The sequence below is a fragment of the Streptococcus sp. 27098_8_109 genome, from assembly GCF_041432295.1.
GTDB lineage: Bacteria > Bacillota > Bacilli > Lactobacillales > Streptococcaceae > Streptococcus.
In genome coordinates, this window is the sequence record NZ_JAPVZJ010000003.1 from 104,604 (window position 1) to 125,825 (window position 21,222).

Consider the following 21,222-nt stretch of genomic DNA (forward strand, 5'->3'; position numbering starts at 1 on the left):
TCAGACGAATTGGTCTGAGTTTTCTTGTACTTAAATGCTTTTTCCTGGTAATAATGTAACTGGTAAAAAGTAACCAGTTGTCGCGACTTCCTTGCCTTCGATCTTTTGCAAGAGGAGGTCAACAGTGAGGCAGGCAATCTCTTCCAAAGGTTGCTTAATAGTAGCCAGTTGAGGATAGTAATTCTCGATAAAGTAGGTGCCATCATAGCCGATGACTTTAAGCTCTTCAGGGACAGAAATGCCCAGTTCTTGAGCAATTTTAATGACCAGAATAGCTGTCAAATCATCCGAAGCAAAGATGGCATCAGGCTTTTGTCGGGTCAAGATATTCTTGATTTCCATTTCTTTTCTGACAGGAGAAAAGTCACTGGAAACATTGATAATAGGAGCTTTGGGGAGTACAGATGCAAAACCAGCGTGGCGTAGTCCAGTTGGTGAATTAGAATTGTCATTCCCTGTAATCATAATGATAGACTGGGCTCCTGTCTTGACTAAGGTCTGGGCAGCAAGAACCCCACCAGCGTAGTTGTCAGAGGAAACGACTGGAATGTCTGGCGATAGGTTTCGGTCAAAGGAAATAATCGGCGCTGTCACGCGATTGTAGTCTTCAATTCCCAAGTTGTGACTACCAGAAATGATGCCGTCCACCTGATTGGCTTCCAACATTTCGATGTACTCGCGTTCCTTTTCAGAATCATGCTCACTGTTGCAGATGATGGTCTTGTAACCATTTTTGAAGAGTTGGTGTTCCAGTTTATCAATCAATTCTGCATAGAAAACGTTGGAAATATTGGGGAAAATCAAGCCGATTAACTTAGCGGACTTTCCTTGTAGACTACGAGCCAGGTTGTTGGGTTTGTAGCCCAATTCTCGCATGGCTTCATTGACCTTTTGAATGGTTTTTTCTGATAAATAGCCTTTTTTATTGATAACCCGAGAAACGGTAGTAGGGCTGACGCCTGCAAGTTTGGCGACATCAGTTAGTTTTGCGACCATAATCTAATTCATAGTAAGTTCCAGTTGGGTTTCCAGACTTGATGAGGATACCATTTTGCTCCGCATGTGGGAAGACACGACCAGAAAATACTTTTTCTCCTTTATTGATGAAAATTTCAAAGACAGAGTTATCAATGAAAATTGTAGCAGTAGTAGCCTGGTTATCGATTGGGCAAGAACGAGTTGTTCCAAATTCTTGAGCATATTGTTCACCAGCCTGGCTACGATCCACTGTCACTTGACCATTTACAAGGTCAAAGTTGATTGAAAGTCCCTTGCCTTCTTTATCAGCAAGTAAGACAATCTCGCTCTGGCTATTGGCTTCCAAGTTGAGCTCGAGCTCATAGGTGTTTTTGGTTTGAGTACGATTTGAGAAGATCTCTTCAGAAGAACGAAGTTCTTTGATGGCTGAGACAGGATATTGGTAGAGTTTGCCGTCTTTGATAGTGAGTTCCTTGACCAAAGAGAAGGTTCCTTGGTGGTCAAAACGGTCAGAAGGGTAAGAAACATCTGGCAAGCCAAGCCAGCTAACAGCTAGAGCACGTCCATCAGGAGCGTTGAAGGCTTGAGTTGCATAGGCTTCGAAACCATAATCCATGTTTTGAAGTTGAGACACATCTACCATTTTGGCATTTTCAGGGTCAAAGGAAGCCCCAATCTTATACATATTTGGATAGATATTATCGTAGTCTAGAACTTTCTTATCCAATCCTTGTGGACAGTAGAGGAGGACAGGTTGTTCCCCTACAAAGACCAGATTTGGACATTCCATCATGTAGGCAGTACGGTCGTTAGCAAAGTCAAGGTTGCCAACGGCTTGCCAGTTTGTATAGTCGTTGTCTACAGCCTTGTAGAGACGGACGAAACCTTTTTTCTCCAAGTCCTGTCCACCGACGATAGCATAGTATTGACCCTTAAAGTTAAAAATTTGTGGGTCACGGAAGTGGTCAGTTGAGTCAGCTGGCTGGTCAATCAAGATTTTGTCAATCTTTGTAATCTTGCCATCCTTATCCATCAAAGCCCCAATCTGGTAAGGGTGACGGATCCAGTTTTCATCGCGGACATTTCCTGTATAAAATAGGAACAAGTTATCGCCAAACTGCATAGCAGAACCAGAGTAGGCACCGTGGCTATCTAATGGAGTATCAGGCAAAACTTTGACCCCAGTTTCTGTGAAATGAACCAAGTCCTCGCTTTCCAATTGCACCCAAGATTTCAAACCGTGGGCTGCACCAAAAGGAAAGTTCTGATAAAAAACAATCCACTTTCCATCAAAGTAAGAAAAGCCATTTGGGTCGTTGAGAAGTCCTGTTTTTGGCTCAACATGGTAATGAGTATGCCATGGAGATTGTGCCATATTTTCCTTAATATTTTGAATTTCTTCTTGCGTCCAGTCTTGATAAAGTCTGTAACGACGCTCAGTAGTCCATTCCATTTTTTCATTCCTCCAAAAATCTTATCACTTTTAATAGTAACCGTTTTCGGGAAAAAAAGCAAGCCTTTTATGTTAAAAAAGAGGAAAAACTGTCAAACGTTTATCATAAAATAAATGCAGGAAACCAATCAAATTTTCAGGAAAATATGAAAGATAATGAAGTAAAACCACTTTTGACCAAGATTTTAAACTTATTTTTTTAAGGAAAACCTGATAAAACAGTCGAAAGCAATCAATTTGAAGTGTGTCCACTAAGTGGATAGAATATTTTTCTGCAAAACGCTTGACATATTTCTAAAACATGATAAAATAATAGTCGTAGGGCGAATAAAATCGCTTTCAAACAAGAACAAAATTTTATATAAGGAGATTTTTGCAAATGAACAATCAGGAAATTGCAAAAAAAGTCATCGATGCCTTGGGCGGACGTGAAAATGTCAACAGTGTTGCTCACTGTGCGACTCGCCTTCGTGTTATGGTTAAAGATGAAGCGAAGATTAACAAAGATGCTATTGAGAACTTGGAAAAAGTTCAAGGTGCTTTCTTTAACTCAGGTCAATACCAAATCATCTTTGGTACAGGTACAGTAAACAAGATGTACGATGAAGTCGTAGCTCTTGGCTTGCCAACATCATCTAAGGATGAGATGAAGGCAGAAGCTGCTAAACAAGGAAATTGGTTCCAACGTGCCATCCGTACTTTCGGTGACGTCTTCGTTCCAATCATTCCAGTTATCGTAGCAACTGGTCTCTTCATGGGTGTTCGTGGTCTCTTGACTGCTCTTGGGATGACACTTCCAGAAGATGTGACAACTTACACTCAAATCTTGACTGATACAGCCTTTATTATCTTGCCAGGATTGGTTGTTTGGTCAACCTTCCGTGTATTCGGTGGTAACCCAGCCGTTGGTATCGTCCTTGGTATGATGCTCGTATCTGACTCACTTCCAAATGCCTGGGCTGTTGCTTCTGGTGGTGAAGTAACTGCAATGCAGTTCTTCGGATTTATCCCAGTTGTAGGTTTGCAAGGTTCAGTTCTTCCAGCCTTCATCATCGGGGTTGTCGGAGCTAAATTTGAAAAAGCTGTTCGTAAAGTTGTTCCAGATGTACTTGACCTCTTGGTAACACCGTTCGTAACACTCCTTGTAATGTCAATCCTTGGATTGTTTGTTATCGGACCAGTCTTCCACGTTGTTGAAAGTTACATCCTCATTGGAACAAAAGCTATTCTTAACTTGCCATTCGGACTTGGTGGTTTCTTGATTGGTGGAGTTCACCAATTAATCGTCGTATCAGGTGTTCATCACATCTTCAACTTGCTTGAAGTTCAATTGCTTGCTGCTGACCATGCTAACCCATTCAACGCTATCATCACAGCTGCCATGACTGCTCAAGGTGCTGCGACAGTAGCCGTTGGTGTGAAAACTAAAAATCCTAAACTTAAAACACTTGCTTTCCCAGCAGCTCTTTCAGCCTTCCTCGGTATTACAGAGCCTGCTATCTTCGGGGTGAACTTGCGCTTCCGTAAACCATTCTTCCTTTCATTGATTGCTGGTGCAATCGGTGGTGGATTGGCTTCTATCCTTGGACTTGCTGGTACTGGTAATGGTATCACCGTCATCCCTGGTACAATGCTTTACATCGGTAACGGACAACTTGCACAATATCTTCTCATGGTAGCCGTATCATTTGCACTTGGTTTTGCCCTCACTTACATGTTTGGTTACGAGGATGAAAAAGAAGTTGCTACTGAAGTAGAGACAGAACGTTTGGTCCAAGAAGAAACAACTGGTAACATTCCAGCAACTCTTCAAAATGAAACACTTGTAACTCCTATCGTCGGTGATGTTGTAGCTCTTGCTGATGTCAATGATCCAGTCTTCTCAAGTGGAGCTATGGGACAAGGTATCGCTGTGAAACCAAGTCAAGGTGTGGTATATGCACCAGCTGATGCTGAAGTTTCAATTGCCTTTCCAACAGGACACGCTTTTGGTTTGAAAACAACTGATGGTGCTGAAGTTTTGATTCACGTTGGTATTGACACTGTATCTATGAATGGTGAAGGCTTTGAAGCAAAAGTTGCTCAAGGTGACAAGGTGAAAGCAGGCGATATTCTTGGAACATTTGACTCAAACAAAATCGCTGCAGCTGGACTTGATGATACAACAATGGTTATCGTTACAAATACAGCTGACTACGCTTCAGTAGCTCCAGTCGCAACAGGTTCAGTTGCGAAGGGGGATGCTGTGATCGAAGTGAAAATCTAATCAATCCTCTCAAAATGAAAACGAACAAATGACATGTTTGTTCGTTTTTGCTTGAATGGTAAGATTTACAGAGGAAAATCTAAAAAATAGAGAAATTTAGACTTTCGAAATATGCTATAATAAAGAAAATAAAAACAAGAGGTTTATCATGACAAAATTATATGGAAGCTTGGAAGCGGGCGGTACAAAGTTTGTCTGTGCTGTCGGTGATGAAAACTTTAACGTTGTGGAAAAAACACAATTTCCAACAACAACTCCAATCGAAACAATCGATAAAACCATCGAGTTCTTCTCAAAATTCGATAACCTTGCTGGTCTTGCAGTTGGTTCATTTGGTCCGATTGATATTGATAAAAACTCAAAAACTTATGGCTTTATCACGACGACTCCAAAACCAAACTGGGCAAATGTGGACTTGCTTGGTGCCCTTCGTCGCGCCCTAAACGTGCCAATGTACTTCACTACAGACGTAAACAGCTCTGCTTATGGTGAAGTGGTTGCTCGTAATAATGCTGGTGCTCGTATCGAAAACTTGGTTTACTACACAATCGGTACAGGTATCGGTGCAGGTGTCATCCAACGTGGTGAGTTTATCGGCGGTGTGGGTCACCCTGAGATGGGTCACTACTATGTTGCTAGACACCCAATGGATATTGAAAAAGAATTTAAGGGTGTTTGTCCTTTCCATAAGGGATGTCTGGAAGGCTATGCAGCTGGTCCAAGTTTGGAAGCTCGTACAGGTGTTCGTGGGGAAAATATTGAACTCAACAACCCTGTTTGGGATGTTCAAGCCTACTATATCGCTCAAGCTGCGGTTAATGCGACAGTGACTTTCCGACCAGACGTGATTGTCTTTGGTGGAGGGGTCATGGCTCAACAACACATGCTGGACCGTGTCCGTGAGAAATTTACATCTCTTCTTAATGGCTACCTACCAGTACCAGATGTGCGTGACTACATCGTGACACCAGCAGTCGCAGGAAATGGTTCTGCTACTCTTGGAAACTTTGTTCTTGCAAAAGAAGTTTCAAAATAAAGCACAAAATCCGCTTGGGCAACCAAACGGATTTTGTGGTTGAAAACAATATTTTTAAGCCTTTCCTTAAGTGATTACGGACGGTAGCGACTTTCTTCGAAATTCCATACCTAAACTTTGAGCCTAATGTCTCAAAGTTTCCGAACACCTGAAACATTAGATTTCAGGTGTTTCTATCACGGCGGAAAGTCTAGGTAAGTCCTCGCCTCACTATAGAAAAATAGGCATGATTTCCATACTAAAGTATATTTAGCATCAAGCCATAGTCAATCTACGCTTTAAAAATCCGCTTGGGAAACCAAACGGATTTTTTACATATCAAAGCATTTGCCAGAAAAAGTCGATAATATAGGTCAGACCGTAGGTATAAACCACGAGGGTAAAGGGTTTGGTCAGAACGATGATGATCATATAACGCTTGAAGCTCATCTTGGTCAGGGCGGCCAGCATACAGAGAAAGTCAGCTGGACTAATGGGCCAAATCATCATAAAGATAAAGAAACGGTCAAAACGATTTCCTTTATCCAACCAGCCGATATACTTGTCATAGGTACGCTTGCTGACGACAGACTGGACAAAGGCAGCCCCATAGAGGCGCACCAGATAAAAGATAATGGCACAGCCAATCACGATGCCGATATAGTTGTAGATAGTCCCGATGATGTGACCGTAGATAAAGACCCCAGCCACCGAAGTCAAGGCCCCAGGAATGATAGGAACGACCGTCTGTAAAATCTGTAAAAAGATAAAGAGAGGTGGCCCCCAGATGCCTGCCTGCTGGATAAAGGCAGAGAGGGTTTCCTTAGACTGTAAAACCCCAGCCTGATAAGCCCAAATACAGAAAATCAAACTCCCAACCCCACCGACAATCGATGAGATATTGATAACTTGCTGTAAAAGGGGAGAAACAGCTTTCATTTGTTTATCCTGTGACATGTAAACTCCTCATAGATAGTATAACTCTACTATACCATATTTTGGAGGAGAAAGGGGGAATGAGTCTTTTTACAATGGAAAGAGTGATGGAATTTGAGGCTAAACATGCTATAATAAAGGGAGCAGACATGTAGCAAAGGAGAGAGTATGATACAGGTAAAACCAGAATTGGAGATAGAAAAACAACTGATCAGCCAACTGGTAACTGGGGAAAGTCAATGGACATACAGAGAAGATCTCAAAACAGAAGAGCAATTATGGGAAAATTTTTTTGAAAAGCTAGCCCAGAACAATGTGGCTCTATTGGCAGATCATCCCCTGACAGAACAGGAAAAACGCCAGATAAAGAATCAACTGAACTTTATTAGCTACTATGATGCGGCCAAGTGGTTGGTCGGCGAAAATGGCATTGCCAAGGTTGAGGTTCAGAGAGAAGATGCTAGTTTGGGGACTATCCGTTTATCTGTCATTTGGCGAGATAATATCGCAGCTGGTAAGTCTAGTTATGAGGTTGTCAACCAAGTCGAGAGAGATAAGATAAATCCTCAGGATCAAGACCGTAGGCTAGATGTGACCCTCTTGATCAATGGCCTTCCAATGATTCAGATCGAGCTTAAAAGTCCCCGGGTTGCTTTTCTAGATGCCTTTCATCAAATTAAGAAGTATGATAGAGAAGGAAAGTTCCGTGGCATCTACTCTAGCTTACAGATGTTTGTTGTGACCAATAAAGTAGACACACGCTATATCGCTGCGGCTAGGGAAAATAAACTCAACAAGCAATTTCTAACTAAGTGGGTGGATAAAGACAACCAACCCATAACGAGCTTGACCAGTTTTGCCCACGAAGTCCTTTCCATCCCTCGTGCCCACCAGATGGTTATGCAGTATTCTGTCCTTGATGATAGCAAGAAGGCTCTTATCCTCCTGCGTCCCTACCAGATCCATGCAATCGAAGCAGTGCAAGAAGCCTCTCGCCAGCAAGCATCAGGATATGTCTGGCACACGACAGGTTCAGGTAAGACCCTGACTTCTTATAAGGTAGCTCGGAATCTCCTCCATATTCCTTCCATCCAAAAGACGATTTTTGTCGTTGACCGAAGGGACTTGGATCAACAGACCACTTCGTCATTTCTCTCCTATGCGACCAATGATGTCATTGATATCGATGAGACGGATAATACTCATGATTTGGTCAAGCGACTAGGAAGTAACGATAAGCGTGTGGTGGTAACTACTATCCAGAAAATCACCATCATGATGCGTAAGTTTGAGCAAGGACTTTACCAGCGTGATGCGGACAAAATCAGGGGCCTTCGAGTGGCCTTTGTCGTGGATGAATGCCACCGTGCCGTAACACCTCAAACACAAAAAGACATTCAGACCTTTTTCCCACAGTCTCTCTGGTATGGCTTTACAGGCACACCTATCTTTAAGGAAAATAAACGCCAGCAAGTCGGCGATCTAGCTCAAACCACCCAGCAACAGTACGGAGACCGTCTCCATGAGTATACAGTCAAGGAAGCCATCCATGATGGAGCAGTTTTAGGCTTTAAGGTAGATTATCGCAATACCCTCATCACGGATAAATCTGAAAATGACATACCAGATACTGTCTACGAGGATGAGGAGCATATGCTGGAAGTCTTGGATGCCATTATCAATAAATCTCGTCAACAGCTAGGCTTCCAAAAAGGAGTGGGTAAGACCTATAATGCTATCCTGACCGTCAAGTCAATCCCTCAAGCTCAAGCCTGCTATGATCTCCTCAAACGAGTCAAGGCTGGGGAGACGAGAGTCAAGGTATCGGAGAGGGTCAAGCAGGTCCTTCCTGACTTTCCAAAGGCGACTATCACTTACTCGGTCACAGAAAATGAAGAAGACTCAAGAGCCAATCAAGACCACATGAAGCAGGTTTTAGAAGACTATAACCAAGAGTTTGATACCCATTTTACCATGGCAGATCTGCGTGGCTTTAATACGGATGTCAATAACCGCCTAGCTCGAAAGCAGGACAAATACCTCTATCGCAATGAGCAGTTGGACTTAGTCATCGTAGTCAATCGTCTCCTAACGGGGTTTGATGCCCCTTGTCTGTCAACTCTCTTTATCGACCGCAAGCCCATGCAACCGCAGGACTTGATTCAGGCTTTTAGCCGAACCAACCGTATTTTTGACAGCAGTAAGACCTACGGTCATATCATCACCTTCCAAAAGCCTCTAGCCTTTAAGGAAGCAGTAGATAATGCCCTCAAGCTCTACTCAAATGGTGGTGAAAACGAGGTTCTAGCTCCAAGCTGGGAAGAGGAAAAGAGGAACTTTTTACGGAGTTGCAGTGATTTCAAAAATCTTGCTACTGATGACTATGTGAATGGTCTAGATTTCGAGCAAGTCTCTACGCCTGAGTTGAGGAAACTAGCTAAAACCTATCAAGCTCTTGATAAGTACCTAGCCTCTATCCGAGTGTATAAAGAGTATGATGAGGAAGAAGTTTACAGTCAGACGGGACTTGATGGAGAGAAGTTGGAAAGGTATCTGGGCCTTTATCGAAATGTCCTTGCAGAATTAAAAAGTCGAGTAGAGGATGATGACGATGGAGAGCCACTTGATATCCACTATGAACTGGAGTCTATCCAAGTGGACGAAATCAACTATGCCTATATCCTAACCTTGATCCAAAGCCTGATTGAACAAGGTCAAAGTCAAGAAAAGCACCTAAGCTCTCAAGATAAGGAAGCCGTGGATAACTATATTCAGAGTCTTGAGAAGACCAATCCCAATCTTGCTCAGATTATCACTGAACTGTGGAGAGAAGTTCAAGAACATCCAGAAAGCTATCGTGGTCAGTCCATTGCCAATATCTTGGATCAGATGATAGAGGCTGTCATCCAGCAACATATCCAAGTCTTTAGCAAGCGCTGGTATGTCGGCGAGGATGAACTCCGTTACTATGCCGAACATTACCGTAAGGGAGCTAAAAAACAACTAGGAGAAAGCCAACTGACTAAGAGCCAGCGCTATCAGGACTATAAGCTAGAGGTGGCAGATGCCCTCAATCCTCTCCTCTATAAAAAACAAATCAAGGAAGCCTATACCCAGCTAGTAGAGGAAGTCATTGAGCCGTTGAGGGTTGGGAGATAGTCCTTCTAGACTTAGAATAGGTCTCTATCCTAAAGTTTAAATGTATTCTATGTTTAGAACAATTGTTATTCCATAAATTTAAAAGTATTCTTCGTTTCGAATAGCTTATCTACGAAAGTTTTGAGGTCTTCGAACTTTCGAATAGTCGTCTTCCCTAAAGTTTATATGTATTCTAAAGCTAGAAAAGTTAAACTCCAAAAATAGTAAGAGTCTCTATCTAACAGACGGAATGTTTGTCTAGTCAGATAGAGATTTTTTAATTTGGAACTGTCTGATTTGTCCTGAAAAGTACATTTTGAATGGAAATAATGACAGTTGAGCGGATGGGGGTTAAAATGTTTTGGAAACTGTTAGAATGAATGTATCAACTTAAAGGAGAAAAATTGATGAAGAAAGTTAAAGATGATGAGGAGAGTATGCTATCGACACTTCCTTTATGGGGGCTTCTATTTTTGGTCTGTGCATTGTTTCAAGTCTTTGTATTTAAGGATAGACCTTTGGTTCAACCTCCTAGACAAGGAAGCATTGTAAAAACAGATCAAAAACAGGTCTATCTTCCAGAACTAATCCAGTCTTTATTTGATAAAGAAGAAACTAAATGATTTGTTAAATAGAAAGGATATCATCATGACAAAAACATACGCTATTCGCCCTCTTAGTTACAGCAACTTTACCAACCGTGAGTTTGAAAGCTTGATGATGGATACTCATCAAAGTTTGACAACTTTTTCTAAGGCAAACAAGGATGAGGGCATGTATGCCAAACATTTGGAACCCTTCAAGACCAGGCTTGATGATTTTCAAGCTCAGCTTGCGGCGGTGGAGACGAAAGAGTCTAGTAATCTGACAGAAGTCGATCGCAATCGTGATAGTGCCTTGGTCGGTCTCTTTACCCTTCATAGAGGATTTGCTAAGATTAAGGATGCCAAGCTCAAAGAAGCTCATGAAACTCTGAAACCAGTCTTTGCTAAGTACAAGGACATCACAAAGCACAGCAATGATGTGGAAACGGCAGAAATCAAGAGCCTTCTCAAAACACTTAGTGAAACACCCTATCATGAGGCAGTTACCAGTCTAGGACTGACTCCTATGCTGACGGCAGTTGTCAATGCTCAAGAGGAATATGACCAAGTGGAAAGTAAGGCGCGTGCTTCTAAGTCTGCCAAGGAAGTCGGCAAGACTAGACAACTCCGTACCGAACTTTCAACCAGCTACGACCTCTTTATGCGCTATACCGCAGCCAGTGCAGAAGCCTATCCAGAAAAAGAGCACCTGACCAAACTCCTTAAAGACCTCAATACAATCCGAGATAGCAAGCGCCGGCTCATCACTAGCAACAAGAAAGATAAAAAGACCAAACCAGCAGAATCAGCCCAAGCAGCAGGATAAAGACAACCCCTTAGAAGCGGATTTCTAAGGGGATTTTTGTGGTTTCGTGGTATAATTTTAGTAGAGTTTAGTAAGAGTATCTCATAGAAAAATGTCAAAAGACTATATTTTCATTTGACACGATGATAAGTCGATTCAGAAGTAAAGAAAGAGGAAATATATGCAGGAGTTACGAAGTGGTTTTGAAAAAGTATTTGGAACTAAATTTTTAGATTATTTTGAGAAACAGGATAAAAAGCATAAATATCTAGAGTCGGATAACTATCAAAAAGTAATTCAGAAGTTTATTGAAGATGAACAGGAGGAACGAATTAATTATTATCGTGGGACTCACGTTCATTTCACTCGTTTTCTGCTTGTTAGTATTGAGAAGTTTAAAAATAATGATGGAACATTAGATTTTACAGAATTAGATCATAAAGGTAAATTGATTTGGCAGTTGGAACATATTATACCTCAAAGTGATTTTGAACTGGGTGATTCTGACAAGAATAAATTAGGGAATTTAACTTTATTGCATAGAGATACAAATGTAGAAATTTCTGATAAAGATTTTGAGGGTAAAAAGAATGTTTTAAAAGATAAAAAAGAGTCAAAATTTTTTATTAATGAAGTTTTTAAAAGAGGAAAATTCTATAAAGCTGATATAGAGCAGAGAAGGAATGATTTATTAACAGAATTAGATAATATTCTCAAAAATCATTTTGATGAATATTGTGAAAAAGTATTGAAAATAAAGAATGAATCTGAAGCGTTAAAACAGTCAGAAAGAAGTGATTATGAAAAATCAGAATAGAAAAATTCCAAAAATTAGATTTATTAATTTTAATGATAAGTGGAACTATAAAACACTTGATGAAATATCAAATGCTATCGAATATGGTATAAATGCTCCTGCGAAGAACTTTGATGGTATTCATAAGTATCTTAGAATCACAGATATAGACGATACTTCTAGATTGTTTTTAACTGCGAAACTTAGCTCTCCAGATGTTGATTTTTCTGAAGAAAATTATGAAAACTATAAATTGCAGAAGAACGATCTCCTATTCGCACGTACTGGTGCGAGTGTTGGGAAAACCTATCTTTACAGAGAATCAGATGGTGAAGTTTATTATGCTGGATTCTTAATTAGAGCGAGATTACATGATTCATATGATGGAAATTTTGTTTTTCAGCAGACTCTTACTGATAAGTATAAGCAATTTATTGATATCACTTCACAACGGTCAGGTCAACCTGGCGTTAATGGGAAAGAATATGGAGATTGGAAGATTGGAATCGCATCTTACTCTGAACAATCCGCCATCGGTACCCTTTTCCGTACCCTCGACGACCTTCTGTCTAGCTACAAAGATAATCTTACCAACTACCAATCTCTTAAAGCGACCATGCTCTCCAAGATGTTTCCAAAAGCTGGACAGACAGTCCCTGAGATTCGTTTGGATGGATTCGAAGGTGAGTGGGAGCTTTGTGAAATTAATGATTTAGCTGATGACTTTCAAAGTGGTGGCACTCCAAAAACAAATGTTCAGGAATATTGGGATGGGGATATTCCTTGGATTCAGTCATCTGACTTAGGGATAAATTGTCTATTTGAGATTAAAGTTCAAAAAAGTATTTCTGAGAAAGGTTTGGAAAGTTCATCAGCCAAAATAATACCAAAAGATTCAATTGCGGTTGTTACGAGAGTTGGAGTTGGGAAGTTAGCGGTGATGCGTCATGAATACGCAACAAGTCAGGATTTTTTATCACTCTCAAATCTTAAATCCAATATAGAATTCACAGCATATTTGCTATATAGATTACTTCAAAAGGAAGTTAACCAACTTCAAGGGACATCAATAAAGGGTATTACTAAAGTGGAATTACTATCGAAAAAAGTACTTATCCCATCTCTCCCTGAACAACAAGCCATCGGTGCCTATTTTTCCACACTCGATAACCTTATCAATTCTCACCACGAAAAAATTTCTCAGTTAGAAACACTGAAAAAGAAACTCTTGCAGGATATGTTTATTTAAGGAGGAATTATGTATAGCTCTATTAAAGATTTAATTGAAAATTTAAAATTTGAAAAGAAAAGACTTCAAGATATCTTTAGTGAATTAGCTGATTATGAACAAGAATCATATAAGACTAGCTACCAACAAGTAGATGATTGGTTTTCTACCCTTATTGATTTGGTTAATAACGAACTAGATGATGAGTTTTTATCTGGTTATGTGACAGAAAAGTATAAAAAACTACGTGAGAATTGGTTAGGAAATATATTTAGTTGTCATGGTAGTGATGTTTATATGTATGAAACAAATTTACCTCAAATTTTAGAGAATTTTAAAGTAATTAAACTTTTCTCATTTATTTCGAAAGTTGATTCTACAACTGTTATAATAGGAGCTAATGGAGCGGGAAAATCAAGTCTTATTAATGAATTAAGGAAGAATAGTATTGATGAGATGTATGTTTTACCTGCTCAGAAACTATTATATTTTGTGTCTAATATTCATAATCGTAATAATATTGAACAAGAGAATTACATTCTCGATTTGAAAAAGACAAATATTAAATACGATACCATTAATTTGTATCCATCAAATATTGAAGAGAATTTTTCAAATACTTTTACTAACTTAATAACACTATTAGTAAAAGATGTTATGGTTGTGGCTACTTATAAATTCAGAGGACAAAACGATTCGTCATTATCTTTGTGGCAAAAATTAGAAAAAATATGGAATAAAATTAAACCAGAAATTAGTTTTGAAATTGATCCTATAAAGATAATTGTAAACGTTGAAAAAAATCACTCTAAATATAGTATAAATGGTCTTAGTGATGGAGAACGTTGTATTTTATTTTATATAGGCAGTGTTCTTCTAGCTCCAGAGAATAGCTATATTGTCGTTGACGAACCAGAAACATTTCTAAATGCTGCCGTCTATAATGAATTATGGGATTTGCTCATATCAGAGCGACCTGATTGTCAATTTATTTTTGCTTCACATAACATGGACTTTGTTCAATCTAGAACAAATGCAACCTATATATGGTGTAAGAATTTTGAAGCACCTTATGATTTGGATTATCAGGTGTTGGAAGAATCACAAGAAATACCATTACCATTATTAACTGAAGTATCTGGTGCAAAAAAGCCAATTTTGTTTTGCGAAGGAACTAAAAATAGTCTGGACTATCAAATATATTCCAAATTATTCAGTGAATTTTGTTTTGTCAAACCAGTTCAAGGGCATAAACAAGTTATTCAATACACAAAAGCTTACAATAAATTAGAGGAAACATATGGTAATAAAGCATACGGCATTATTGATTATGACTGGATGGATGAGGCAAGAATTGAAAGCTATAAAAAGAAAAATATTTTTGTGCTCCCTTTTAATGAGATAGAGATGCTTTTGGTAGATGAAGAAATGGTGAATTCTGTTCTATCTGATGATGAGGAAGATAAAAAACAAAAAATTAATAAGCTTCGAGACACTGTTATTGGTTTATGTACAACAAATAAAGATAAGATAATACGAATTGCCTTGAAAAAGAAACTTGATGAATTTATGGAAGGGAATTTGATAGAAACAAGAGAACCAACCGAGGATGAAGCACGGACATTTTTAGAAAATTTATCAGAAAAATTTGATATAACTGTAACATTAGAAAATATAACTAAAATGGTGGAAGATAGCATAGCTTCTTCAGATTTTTCGAAAATTTTAAAGATTTGTAACTTGAAAAATGAAATAATTTCTTCCAAAGAAATTAAAGAAATAGTTTCTAACTTTAAAGAAAAAGCTTTAAATAGTATTGCAATGAATAATGATTTACAGATTACATTACGTCATAAATATTTTGAAGAATTAGAAATGAAACTATTGGACAAATCGTTAGATTTTTGAATTTATAAAAAAGAAAGAAACACTATGGAAACAACACAAACGTCCCAGTCGCTCTACCAAGCCCTGTGGAACTCAGCGGATGTTCTCCGCTCTAAGATGGATGCTAATGACTACAAGTCCTATCTCTTGGGCATGGTCTTTTATAAGTACCTGTCAGATAAGATGCTCTTTTTCGTGGCGGAGACTATGGAGGAGGGGAGTGAGAGTCTAGAGGCTGCCCTTGAGGTCTATCGTAACTACTATGAGGATGCGAATACCCACGAGGATCTTCTTGCAGTCATGAAGGACGAACTCAACTATAGTATCAAGCCTGAGTTAACCTTTACGGCTCTTGTAGCACGTGTCAATGAGGGGACTTTCCAGTTGGAAGATTTGGCTCAGGGTTTTCGTGATATTGAGCAGAGTGACGAACTCTATGAAAACCTCTTTGAAGATATTGATCTCTATTCCAAAAAGCTAGGGGCAACTCCGCAAAAGCAAAACCAAACGGTGGCGGCGGTCATGAAGGAGTTGGCTGTGCTAGATGTGGCTGGTCATGCAGGCGATATGCTGGGGGATGCCTATGAGTATCTGATCGGTCAGTTTGCGACGGACTCGGGTAAGAAGGCTGGTGAGTTCTATACACCTCAGCCTGTTGCCAAGCTCATGACCCAGATTGCCTTTTTGGGTCGTGAGGACCAGCTAGGCTTTACCATCTATGACGCGACTATGGGCTCTGGCTCTCTCTTGCTCAATGCCAAGAAATACTCTCACAAACCGCAGACAGTAGTCTACTTTGGTCAGGAGCTCAATACCTCAACCTATAACCTAGCTCGGATGAACATGATCCTACACGGTGTTCCTGTTGAAAATCAATTTCTCCACAATGCCGATACACTAGATGAAGACTGGCCGACTCAAGAACCAACCAACTTTGACGGTGTTCTCATGAACCCACCCTACTCTGCCAAGTGGTCTGCAAGCTCTGGATTTATGGCTGATCCTCGTTTCTCTCCTTTTGGGAAACTGGCACCCCAGTCCAAGGCTGACTTTGCCTTTCTCTTGCATGGTTATTACCACCTCAAGCAGGATAATGGGGTTATGGCTATCGTCCTTCCTCACGGTGTTCTTTTCCGTGGCAATGCTGAGGGAACCATTCGTAAGGCCTTGTTAGAAGAAGGTGCCATTGACACGGTTATCGGTCTACCAGCTAATATCTTTTTTAATACCAGCATTCCGACTACGGTTATCATTCTCAAAAAGAACCGTACCAACCGTGATGTCTACTTTATCGATGCTTCTAAGGAGTTTGATAAGGGAAAAAATCAGAATATCATGACGGATGCTCACATCGAGAAGATTCTGGAAGCTTACAAGTCTCGTGAGGAGATTGACAAGTTTGCCCATCTGGCAAGTTATGAAGAAATCGTTGAAAATGACTATAACCTCAATATCCCTCGCTATGTAGATACCTTCGAGGAAGAAGAAGTCGAACCACTGACAGATATCGTCAGCAAGATTAACACGACAAATCAAGCCATCCAAAACCAAACCGCTTCTTTACTTGAAATGCTCGGTCAACTCCACGGAACCACACCAGAAGCCGATCCCGAACTTAAAGAGTTTTTGAAAGAGTTTAAAGGGTGATGGGAGTAATTGATTCGCTCATATTCCATTCATAATTCGCTCATTTTTAAGATATAACTTTGTTTCCATATTTCCGGGGAACTAGTAGAAAGTAAGGAGAAATATGGAAACTAACAACAAACGTGCCCTTTGCCAGCAACTCTGGGCTAGAAACAAATACCTCGTTTTGAGTCATTCTAGCAATATATACAATGAGATTCGCCAATACTTGAAGAATGAACAGGTGGAGGTGAGTCGGGTTCAGGAGATGATTGACCGTGCCTGCCAAATCCCTGAGCATAGAGGTCAGGTTTGCAATGCTTTTCAGCATATTTGGGGCTATTTTAAAAAGAAAGCGACAGATGCTGAACGCAAGGATTATATGTTTTTACTGGAGCGTTATCACTCTGGCCATGCCACCAAAGAAGACTTAATTGCTAAGACGAGGGAGTTGCTTGATTGTTATCCAAATACCTACTTGCAACATTCAAAGTTACTGAAAGGAGATTTCCATGAGACTTTGGCATGAGGCTTTGATTTCACAGCTTCCTCGTCCTCAACTCTTGGGGCAACATCGAGAGTGTTGTGCCCTCCGTGGCAATGGCTGGGGCAGAAAGCATGCGACGGTGGACTATGTCTTTACCCACTCGCCCTATTGTCTCTATGCCTATCATGACTTGATCATGAAGGAGATGGCTAACCGAGGCTATAAGGTCAGTCCAGAGTGGATGGACAAGAACTACCGTGGTAAGATTTGTCCTTCTTATCAAGACTTAGTAGAGGAAAAGCTAAAAAGTCCTATCTATAGCGAGCATGATGCTACCTACTATGAGGAGTGTCTGGCAAATCTTCGAGAGAAGGGGATTGAGCTGGAATAATAGTAAGGATTGCCTTCAATTTATAACTCTTCTCGTAATTTTTTCGAATAATAAAGATGAGACCTTTAGAGTTTTTCTAAGGTCTTCTTTTTATGAGTGTTCAGATTTACTTTTAATAACTTTTGAGTTATAATTTAATTAGAAAGAGGTTGCTTGGTGCATACGATTTACTTCTATAAGGACAAAAATGGAAACGAGCCAGTTTTGGATTATATGAGAGAATTGGCTAGTCAGAAAAGTAAGGATAGTCGCATCAAACTCAATAAACTAAATGACTATATCGAGTTGCTTAGTCAGCATGGGACGAGAGCTGGGGAACCCTATATGAAACACTTGGAAGATGAGATATGGGAACTAAGACCTTTGAGAAATCGAATTTTATTTATAGCGTGGCTTGATGGTAGTTTTGTTCTTTTACATCATTTTGTCAAAAAGACTCAGAAAACTCCTAGCAGAGAAATTGAAAAAGCCAAGCGTGAACTGAAGGACTTAAAAGAAAGAGGGGTAAGTGATGAAGAATAGTGCTATTGGAAGTAACTGGAAGGATGTCCGGTCAGAACTCTTTACCAAGGAGGAAATACTTGAAAGTGATATGCGAGTGGCTATCATGAGTGAGTTGATTGAAGCCAGACATGAGCAAGGAATCAGCCAGAAAAAGCTAGAGGAACTCAGTGGAGTGAGCCAGCCTGTCATAGCTAGGATGGAAACAGGAAAGACAAGTCCTCAGTTGGATACAGTCTTGAAAGTTTTAGCCAGTTTAGGAAAGACACTAGCAGTCGTCCCCCTCGAACAGAGAAAGAGTTGATAGGAAGAACTTGGAAAACTTTAACAAATTTAATAGTTATAGTGCCTCAAGTGTATAATATAGAAAAATTATGTTTTATTTATATCAAGTGCGAACGAAGTGAGCTTTTAGCGGATATTTCCCGCTATAGTGGTATTCTAGATAATAATTTATTATTATCTAGAACGGAATTTTTGAGACATTCTGGCTCAAAAATTAGGGATGAAATTACGAAGTAAGTTGCTCCCGTCCGCACTTTTCAGGGAAATATCAGAATTACAAAAGAAAAATCAACCTATAGTCTTTTCTAATAACAAGCCATAGTCACTTATAAGAATTACTAATAACGTGTTTGAATCGTCTAACTGAAATAAAGATATAAAACAAGCTACACAAAGGATTTGAGGCATTTGTCTCAAGTCTTTTTCTTTTGTCTAAAATGGAGATATAGTTTCAAACTATATCAAAGCCTAATTTTTTACAATTATACAGACGCATTCTTTTCTGTTAAGATAGTTTCAACAACAAATTTTGGAGGACACATCATGTCAACTACAATCATCGGTTTCCCTCGTTTGGGCGAATTCCGCGAATTAAAATTTACAACTGAAAAATACTTTAGAAAAGAAATCTCAGAAGAAGAACTCTTGGCAGCAGCAAAAGACTTGCGTGCTAAACACTGGAACATTGTCAAAGAAAAAGGCATCACTGAAATTCCATCAAATGACTTTTCTCACTATGACAACTTCCTAGATGCAGCTTTCCTCTTCAACGTTGTACCAGCATCCGTTCAAAACTTGGACTTGTCTGATCTTGAGCGCTACTTCGCTTTGGGTCGTGGTTACCAAGGAGAAAAAGGGGATGTTCGCGCCCTTCCAATGAAGAAATGGTTCAACACTAACTACCACTACATCGTTCCTAAGTTTGAAAAAGACACTCAAGTTAAACTTGCAGGTCACAAGATTTTCGATGAGTTCCAAGAAGCAAAAGAACTTGGATTGAACACTCGCCCAGTTCTTGTAGGTCCATTCACTTTCCTTCAATTGTCAGACTTTGAAGAAGACGTGAAAGCAGAAGACTTCGTAGACAGCTTAGTAGCTGCTTACCAAGAAGTTTTTGCTAAATTGGCTGAACTTGGTGCAACTCGCATCCAATTGGATGAAGCGGCTCTTGTGAAAGATTTGACAGCTGAAGAAAAAGCTCTCTTCTTGAACCTTTACAACAAATTATTGGCTGACAAAAAAGGTCTTGAAGTATTGCTTCAAACTTACTTCGGAGACGTTCGAGACGTTTACGCTGACCTTGTAAACTTGCCAGTTGATGCAATCGGTTTGGACTTCGTTGAAGGTAAGAAAACTCTTGAACTCGTTAAAGGTGGTTTCCCAGCTGACAAGACTCTTTATGCAGGTATTGTCAATGGTAAAAACATCTGGCGTAACAACTACGAAAAGAGCTTGGCTGTTCTTGAGCAAATCCCAGCTGAAAACATTGTGTTGACTAGCTCATGCTCACTTCTTCATGTGCCATTTACAACAGCTAACGAAGAATTTGAACCAGCTATCTTGAACCACTTTGCCTTTGCGGTTGAAAAATTGGATGAAATCCGTGATTTGGATGCTATCCGCAACGGTCAAGGAGCAGAAGCTCTTGCAGCTAACAAAGAACTCTTTGCGACTGAACGTGTTGGTGAAAATGCAGAACTTCGTGCGCGCATCGCTGGTTTGACAGACGCAGACTACACTCGTTTGCCAGCCTTTGCAGAACGTGAAGCTATCCAAGAAGAAGCTTTCAAACTTCCAGCTCTTCCAACAACAACGATCGGTTCATTCCCTCAAACTAAAGAAGTTCGTGCGAAGCGTTTGGCTTACCGTAAAGGTGAATTGTCTCAAGAAGAGTACGACGCTTTCCTTGCTGAAACAATTGACGAATGGATCAAATGGCAAGAAGATATCGACTTTGATGTCCTTGTTCACGGTGAATTTGAGCGTAATGACATGGTTGAGTACTTCGGTCAAAACTTGTCAGGTTACCTCTTCTCTAAAAATGGTTGGGTACAATCATACGGTATGCGTGGGGTTAAACCACCAATCATCTGGGGTGATGTCACTCGTCTTAACCCTATCACTGTTAAATGGTCTAGCTATGCACAAAGCCGTACAAACAAACCTGTTAAAGGTATGTTGACTGGACCTGTTACCATCCTCAACTGGTCATTCCCACGTGAAGACATCTCTATCAAGGATTCTACTCTTCAAATCGCCCTTGCTATCAAGGATGAAGTACTTGACCTTGAAGCTGCTGGTGTGAAAATCATCCAAATCGACGAGGCTGCTCTTCGTGAGAAATTGCCACTCCGTCGTAGCGACTGGTACGAAGACTACCTTGACTGGGCAATTCCTGCCTTCCGCTTGGTACACTCAACAGTAGCGCCAGACACACAAATCCACACTCACATGTGTTACTCAGAATTTACAGATATCATCCCAGCTATCGATAACTTGGATGCGGACGTTATCTCGTTTGAGGCTAGCCGTTCAAATCTTGAAATCTTGGACGAACTCAAAGCGAAAAACTTCCAAACAGAAGTGGGACCTGGGGTTTATGATATCCACTCTCCTCGTGTGCCAAATGAAGGCGAAATCGACCACACAATCGAAGCCATCCTTGCTAAAGTGCCAAGCAAGAAAGTTTGGATCAACCCTGACTGTGGTTTGAAAACACGTGGTATTCCAGAAACAAAAGAAAGCTTGATCCGCCTTGTTGAAGCAGCTAAAGCTGCGCGTGAGAAATTGTAAGAAAAGGATTTCTCTAGAAGCGCTGTTTGGTCAATCTGCCTGTTTCACTTGGA

17 protein-coding genes are annotated in these 21,222 nt (G+C 40.1%); 14 read left to right on the forward strand and 3 right to left on the reverse strand.

Annotated elements, in window-relative coordinates:
• Positions 1 to 30: 30 nt before the first annotated feature.
• The gene (locus O3664_RS02310) at positions 31 to 996 is read right to left on the reverse strand and encodes a LacI family DNA-binding transcriptional regulator (RefSeq protein WP_000226009.1); all 966 of its coding nucleotides are present in this window, start codon (positions 994 to 996) and stop codon (positions 31 to 33) included.
• Complete coding sequence (locus tag O3664_RS02315; protein WP_261051197.1) at positions 977 to 2,431, reverse strand: glycoside hydrolase family 32 protein; 1,455 nt, start codon at positions 2,429 to 2,431, stop codon at positions 977 to 979. The genes O3664_RS02310 and O3664_RS02315 overlap by 20 nt, the downstream gene beginning before the upstream one ends.
• A 379-nt stretch (positions 2,432 to 2,810) precedes the next feature.
• On the opposite strand from O3664_RS02315, the gene O3664_RS02320 reads away from it, so the two are divergent.
• Entirely contained in the window at positions 2,811 to 4,697 is a 1,887-nt protein-coding gene (locus O3664_RS02320) for a sucrose-specific PTS transporter subunit IIBC (protein ID WP_371613579.1), read from the forward strand.
• Positions 4,698 to 4,845: 148 nt separating this feature from the next.
• On the forward strand, positions 4,846 to 5,733 hold the full coding sequence (scrK, locus tag O3664_RS02325; RefSeq protein ID WP_024057687.1) for a fructokinase ScrK: 888 nt from the start codon (positions 4,846 to 4,848) through the stop codon (positions 5,731 to 5,733).
• 318 nt (positions 5,734 to 6,051) lie between these two features.
• Here the strand turns inward: scrK and O3664_RS02330 are convergent, their stop codons facing one another.
• Positions 6,052 to 6,669 (reverse strand): TVP38/TMEM64 family protein, encoded by a 618-nt coding sequence (locus tag O3664_RS02330; RefSeq protein WP_033680594.1) that lies wholly within the window; start codon positions 6,667 to 6,669, stop codon positions 6,052 to 6,054.
• A 147-nt stretch (positions 6,670 to 6,816) separates the two neighbouring features.
• Between O3664_RS02330 and O3664_RS02335 the strand changes: the two genes are divergently transcribed.
• The 12 genes from O3664_RS02335 to metE all read left to right on the forward strand — a co-directional run bounded on the left by O3664_RS02335 (position 6,817) and on the right by metE (position 21,169).
• A complete protein-coding gene (locus tag O3664_RS02335; protein ID WP_371613580.1) occupies positions 6,817 to 9,807 on the forward strand; it encodes a type I restriction endonuclease subunit R in 2,991 nt (996 codons plus the stop codon).
• Positions 9,808 to 10,193: 386 nt separating this feature from the next.
• The gene (locus O3664_RS02340) at positions 10,194 to 10,409 is read left to right on the forward strand and encodes a hypothetical protein (RefSeq protein WP_371613581.1); all 216 of its coding nucleotides are present in this window, start codon (positions 10,194 to 10,196) and stop codon (positions 10,407 to 10,409) included.
• Between the two features lie 25 nt (positions 10,410 to 10,434).
• Positions 10,435 to 11,196: a DUF6261 family protein gene (locus O3664_RS02345; protein ID WP_371613582.1), complete on the forward strand. Its 762-nt coding sequence runs from the start codon at positions 10,435 to 10,437 to the stop codon at positions 11,194 to 11,196.
• A 160-nt stretch (positions 11,197 to 11,356) separates the two neighbouring features.
• The gene (locus O3664_RS02350; protein WP_371613583.1) at positions 11,357 to 11,992 is read left to right on the forward strand and encodes an HNH endonuclease family protein; all 636 of its coding nucleotides are present in this window, start codon (positions 11,357 to 11,359) and stop codon (positions 11,990 to 11,992) included.
• Positions 11,976 to 13,220: a restriction endonuclease subunit S gene (locus tag O3664_RS02355; protein WP_371613584.1), complete on the forward strand. Its 1,245-nt coding sequence runs from the start codon at positions 11,976 to 11,978 to the stop codon at positions 13,218 to 13,220. The genes O3664_RS02350 and O3664_RS02355 overlap by 17 nt, the downstream gene beginning before the upstream one ends.
• A gap of 9 nt (positions 13,221 to 13,229) precedes the next feature.
• On the forward strand, positions 13,230 to 15,107 hold the full coding sequence (locus O3664_RS02360; protein WP_261087864.1) for an AAA family ATPase: 1,878 nt from the start codon (positions 13,230 to 13,232) through the stop codon (positions 15,105 to 15,107).
• A 24-nt stretch (positions 15,108 to 15,131) separates the two neighbouring features.
• Complete coding sequence (locus O3664_RS02365) at positions 15,132 to 16,733, forward strand: type I restriction-modification system subunit M (RefSeq protein ID WP_371613585.1); 1,602 nt, start codon at positions 15,132 to 15,134, stop codon at positions 16,731 to 16,733.
• A gap of 103 nt (positions 16,734 to 16,836) precedes the next feature.
• Positions 16,837 to 17,241 carry a YbgA family protein gene (locus O3664_RS02370; protein WP_020903016.1) on the forward strand — a complete coding sequence of 135 codons (405 nt, stop codon included), beginning with the start codon at positions 16,837 to 16,839 and terminating at the stop codon, positions 17,239 to 17,241.
• A complete protein-coding gene (locus tag O3664_RS02375) occupies positions 17,225 to 17,590 on the forward strand; it encodes a TIGR02328 family protein (RefSeq protein WP_371613586.1) in 366 nt (121 codons plus the stop codon). Before O3664_RS02370 ends, O3664_RS02375 begins: the two co-directional genes overlap by 17 nt.
• A gap of 156 nt (positions 17,591 to 17,746) precedes the next feature.
• Positions 17,747 to 18,112, forward strand: coding sequence for a type II toxin-antitoxin system RelE/ParE family toxin (locus tag O3664_RS02380; RefSeq protein WP_020903018.1), 366 nt, complete (start codon positions 17,747 to 17,749; stop codon positions 18,110 to 18,112).
• Positions 18,102 to 18,395 carry a helix-turn-helix domain-containing protein gene (locus tag O3664_RS02385; protein WP_000797746.1) on the forward strand — a complete coding sequence of 98 codons (294 nt, stop codon included), beginning with the start codon at positions 18,102 to 18,104 and terminating at the stop codon, positions 18,393 to 18,395. The genes O3664_RS02380 and O3664_RS02385 overlap by 11 nt, the downstream gene beginning before the upstream one ends.
• Before the next feature lie 524 nt (positions 18,396 to 18,919).
• Positions 18,920 to 21,169 carry a 5-methyltetrahydropteroyltriglutamate--homocysteine S-methyltransferase gene (gene metE / locus O3664_RS02390; protein WP_020903019.1) on the forward strand — a complete coding sequence of 750 codons (2,250 nt, stop codon included), beginning with the start codon at positions 18,920 to 18,922 and terminating at the stop codon, positions 21,167 to 21,169.
• Positions 21,170 to 21,222 lie beyond the last annotated feature (53 nt).

What these genes read in the sequence shown, in the direction of transcription:
- O3664_RS02310 (WP_000226009.1), bottom strand. Translation starts at nt 996, where the DNA reads ATGGTCGCAAAACTAACTGATGTCGCCAAACTTGCAGGCGTCAGCCCT.
- O3664_RS02315 (WP_261051197.1), bottom strand. Translation starts at nt 2,431, where the DNA reads ATGGAATGGACTACTGAGCGTCGTTACAGACTTTATCAAGACTGGACG.
- O3664_RS02320 (WP_371613579.1), top strand. Translation starts at nt 2,811, where the DNA reads ATGAACAATCAGGAAATTGCAAAAAAAGTCATCGATGCCTTGGGCGGA.
- scrK (WP_024057687.1), top strand. Translation starts at nt 4,846, where the DNA reads ATGACAAAATTATATGGAAGCTTGGAAGCGGGCGGTACAAAGTTTGTC.
- O3664_RS02330 (WP_033680594.1), bottom strand. Translation starts at nt 6,669, where the DNA reads ATGTCACAGGATAAACAAATGAAAGCTGTTTCTCCCCTTTTACAGCAA.
- O3664_RS02335 (WP_371613580.1), top strand. Translation starts at nt 6,817, where the DNA reads ATGATACAGGTAAAACCAGAATTGGAGATAGAAAAACAACTGATCAGC.
- O3664_RS02340 (WP_371613581.1), top strand. Translation starts at nt 10,194, where the DNA reads ATGAAGAAAGTTAAAGATGATGAGGAGAGTATGCTATCGACACTTCCT.
- O3664_RS02345 (WP_371613582.1), top strand. Translation starts at nt 10,435, where the DNA reads ATGACAAAAACATACGCTATTCGCCCTCTTAGTTACAGCAACTTTACC.
- O3664_RS02350 (WP_371613583.1), top strand. Translation starts at nt 11,357, where the DNA reads ATGCAGGAGTTACGAAGTGGTTTTGAAAAAGTATTTGGAACTAAATTT.
- O3664_RS02355 (WP_371613584.1), top strand. Translation starts at nt 11,976, where the DNA reads ATGAAAAATCAGAATAGAAAAATTCCAAAAATTAGATTTATTAATTTT.
- O3664_RS02360 (WP_261087864.1), top strand. Translation starts at nt 13,230, where the DNA reads ATGTATAGCTCTATTAAAGATTTAATTGAAAATTTAAAATTTGAAAAG.
- O3664_RS02365 (WP_371613585.1), top strand. Translation starts at nt 15,132, where the DNA reads ATGGAAACAACACAAACGTCCCAGTCGCTCTACCAAGCCCTGTGGAAC.
- O3664_RS02370 (WP_020903016.1), top strand. Translation starts at nt 16,837, where the DNA reads ATGGAAACTAACAACAAACGTGCCCTTTGCCAGCAACTCTGGGCTAGA.
- O3664_RS02375 (WP_371613586.1), top strand. Translation starts at nt 17,225, where the DNA reads ATGAGACTTTGGCATGAGGCTTTGATTTCACAGCTTCCTCGTCCTCAA.
- O3664_RS02385 (WP_000797746.1), top strand. Translation starts at nt 18,102, where the DNA reads ATGAAGAATAGTGCTATTGGAAGTAACTGGAAGGATGTCCGGTCAGAA.
- metE (WP_020903019.1), top strand. Translation starts at nt 18,920, where the DNA reads ATGTCAACTACAATCATCGGTTTCCCTCGTTTGGGCGAATTCCGCGAA.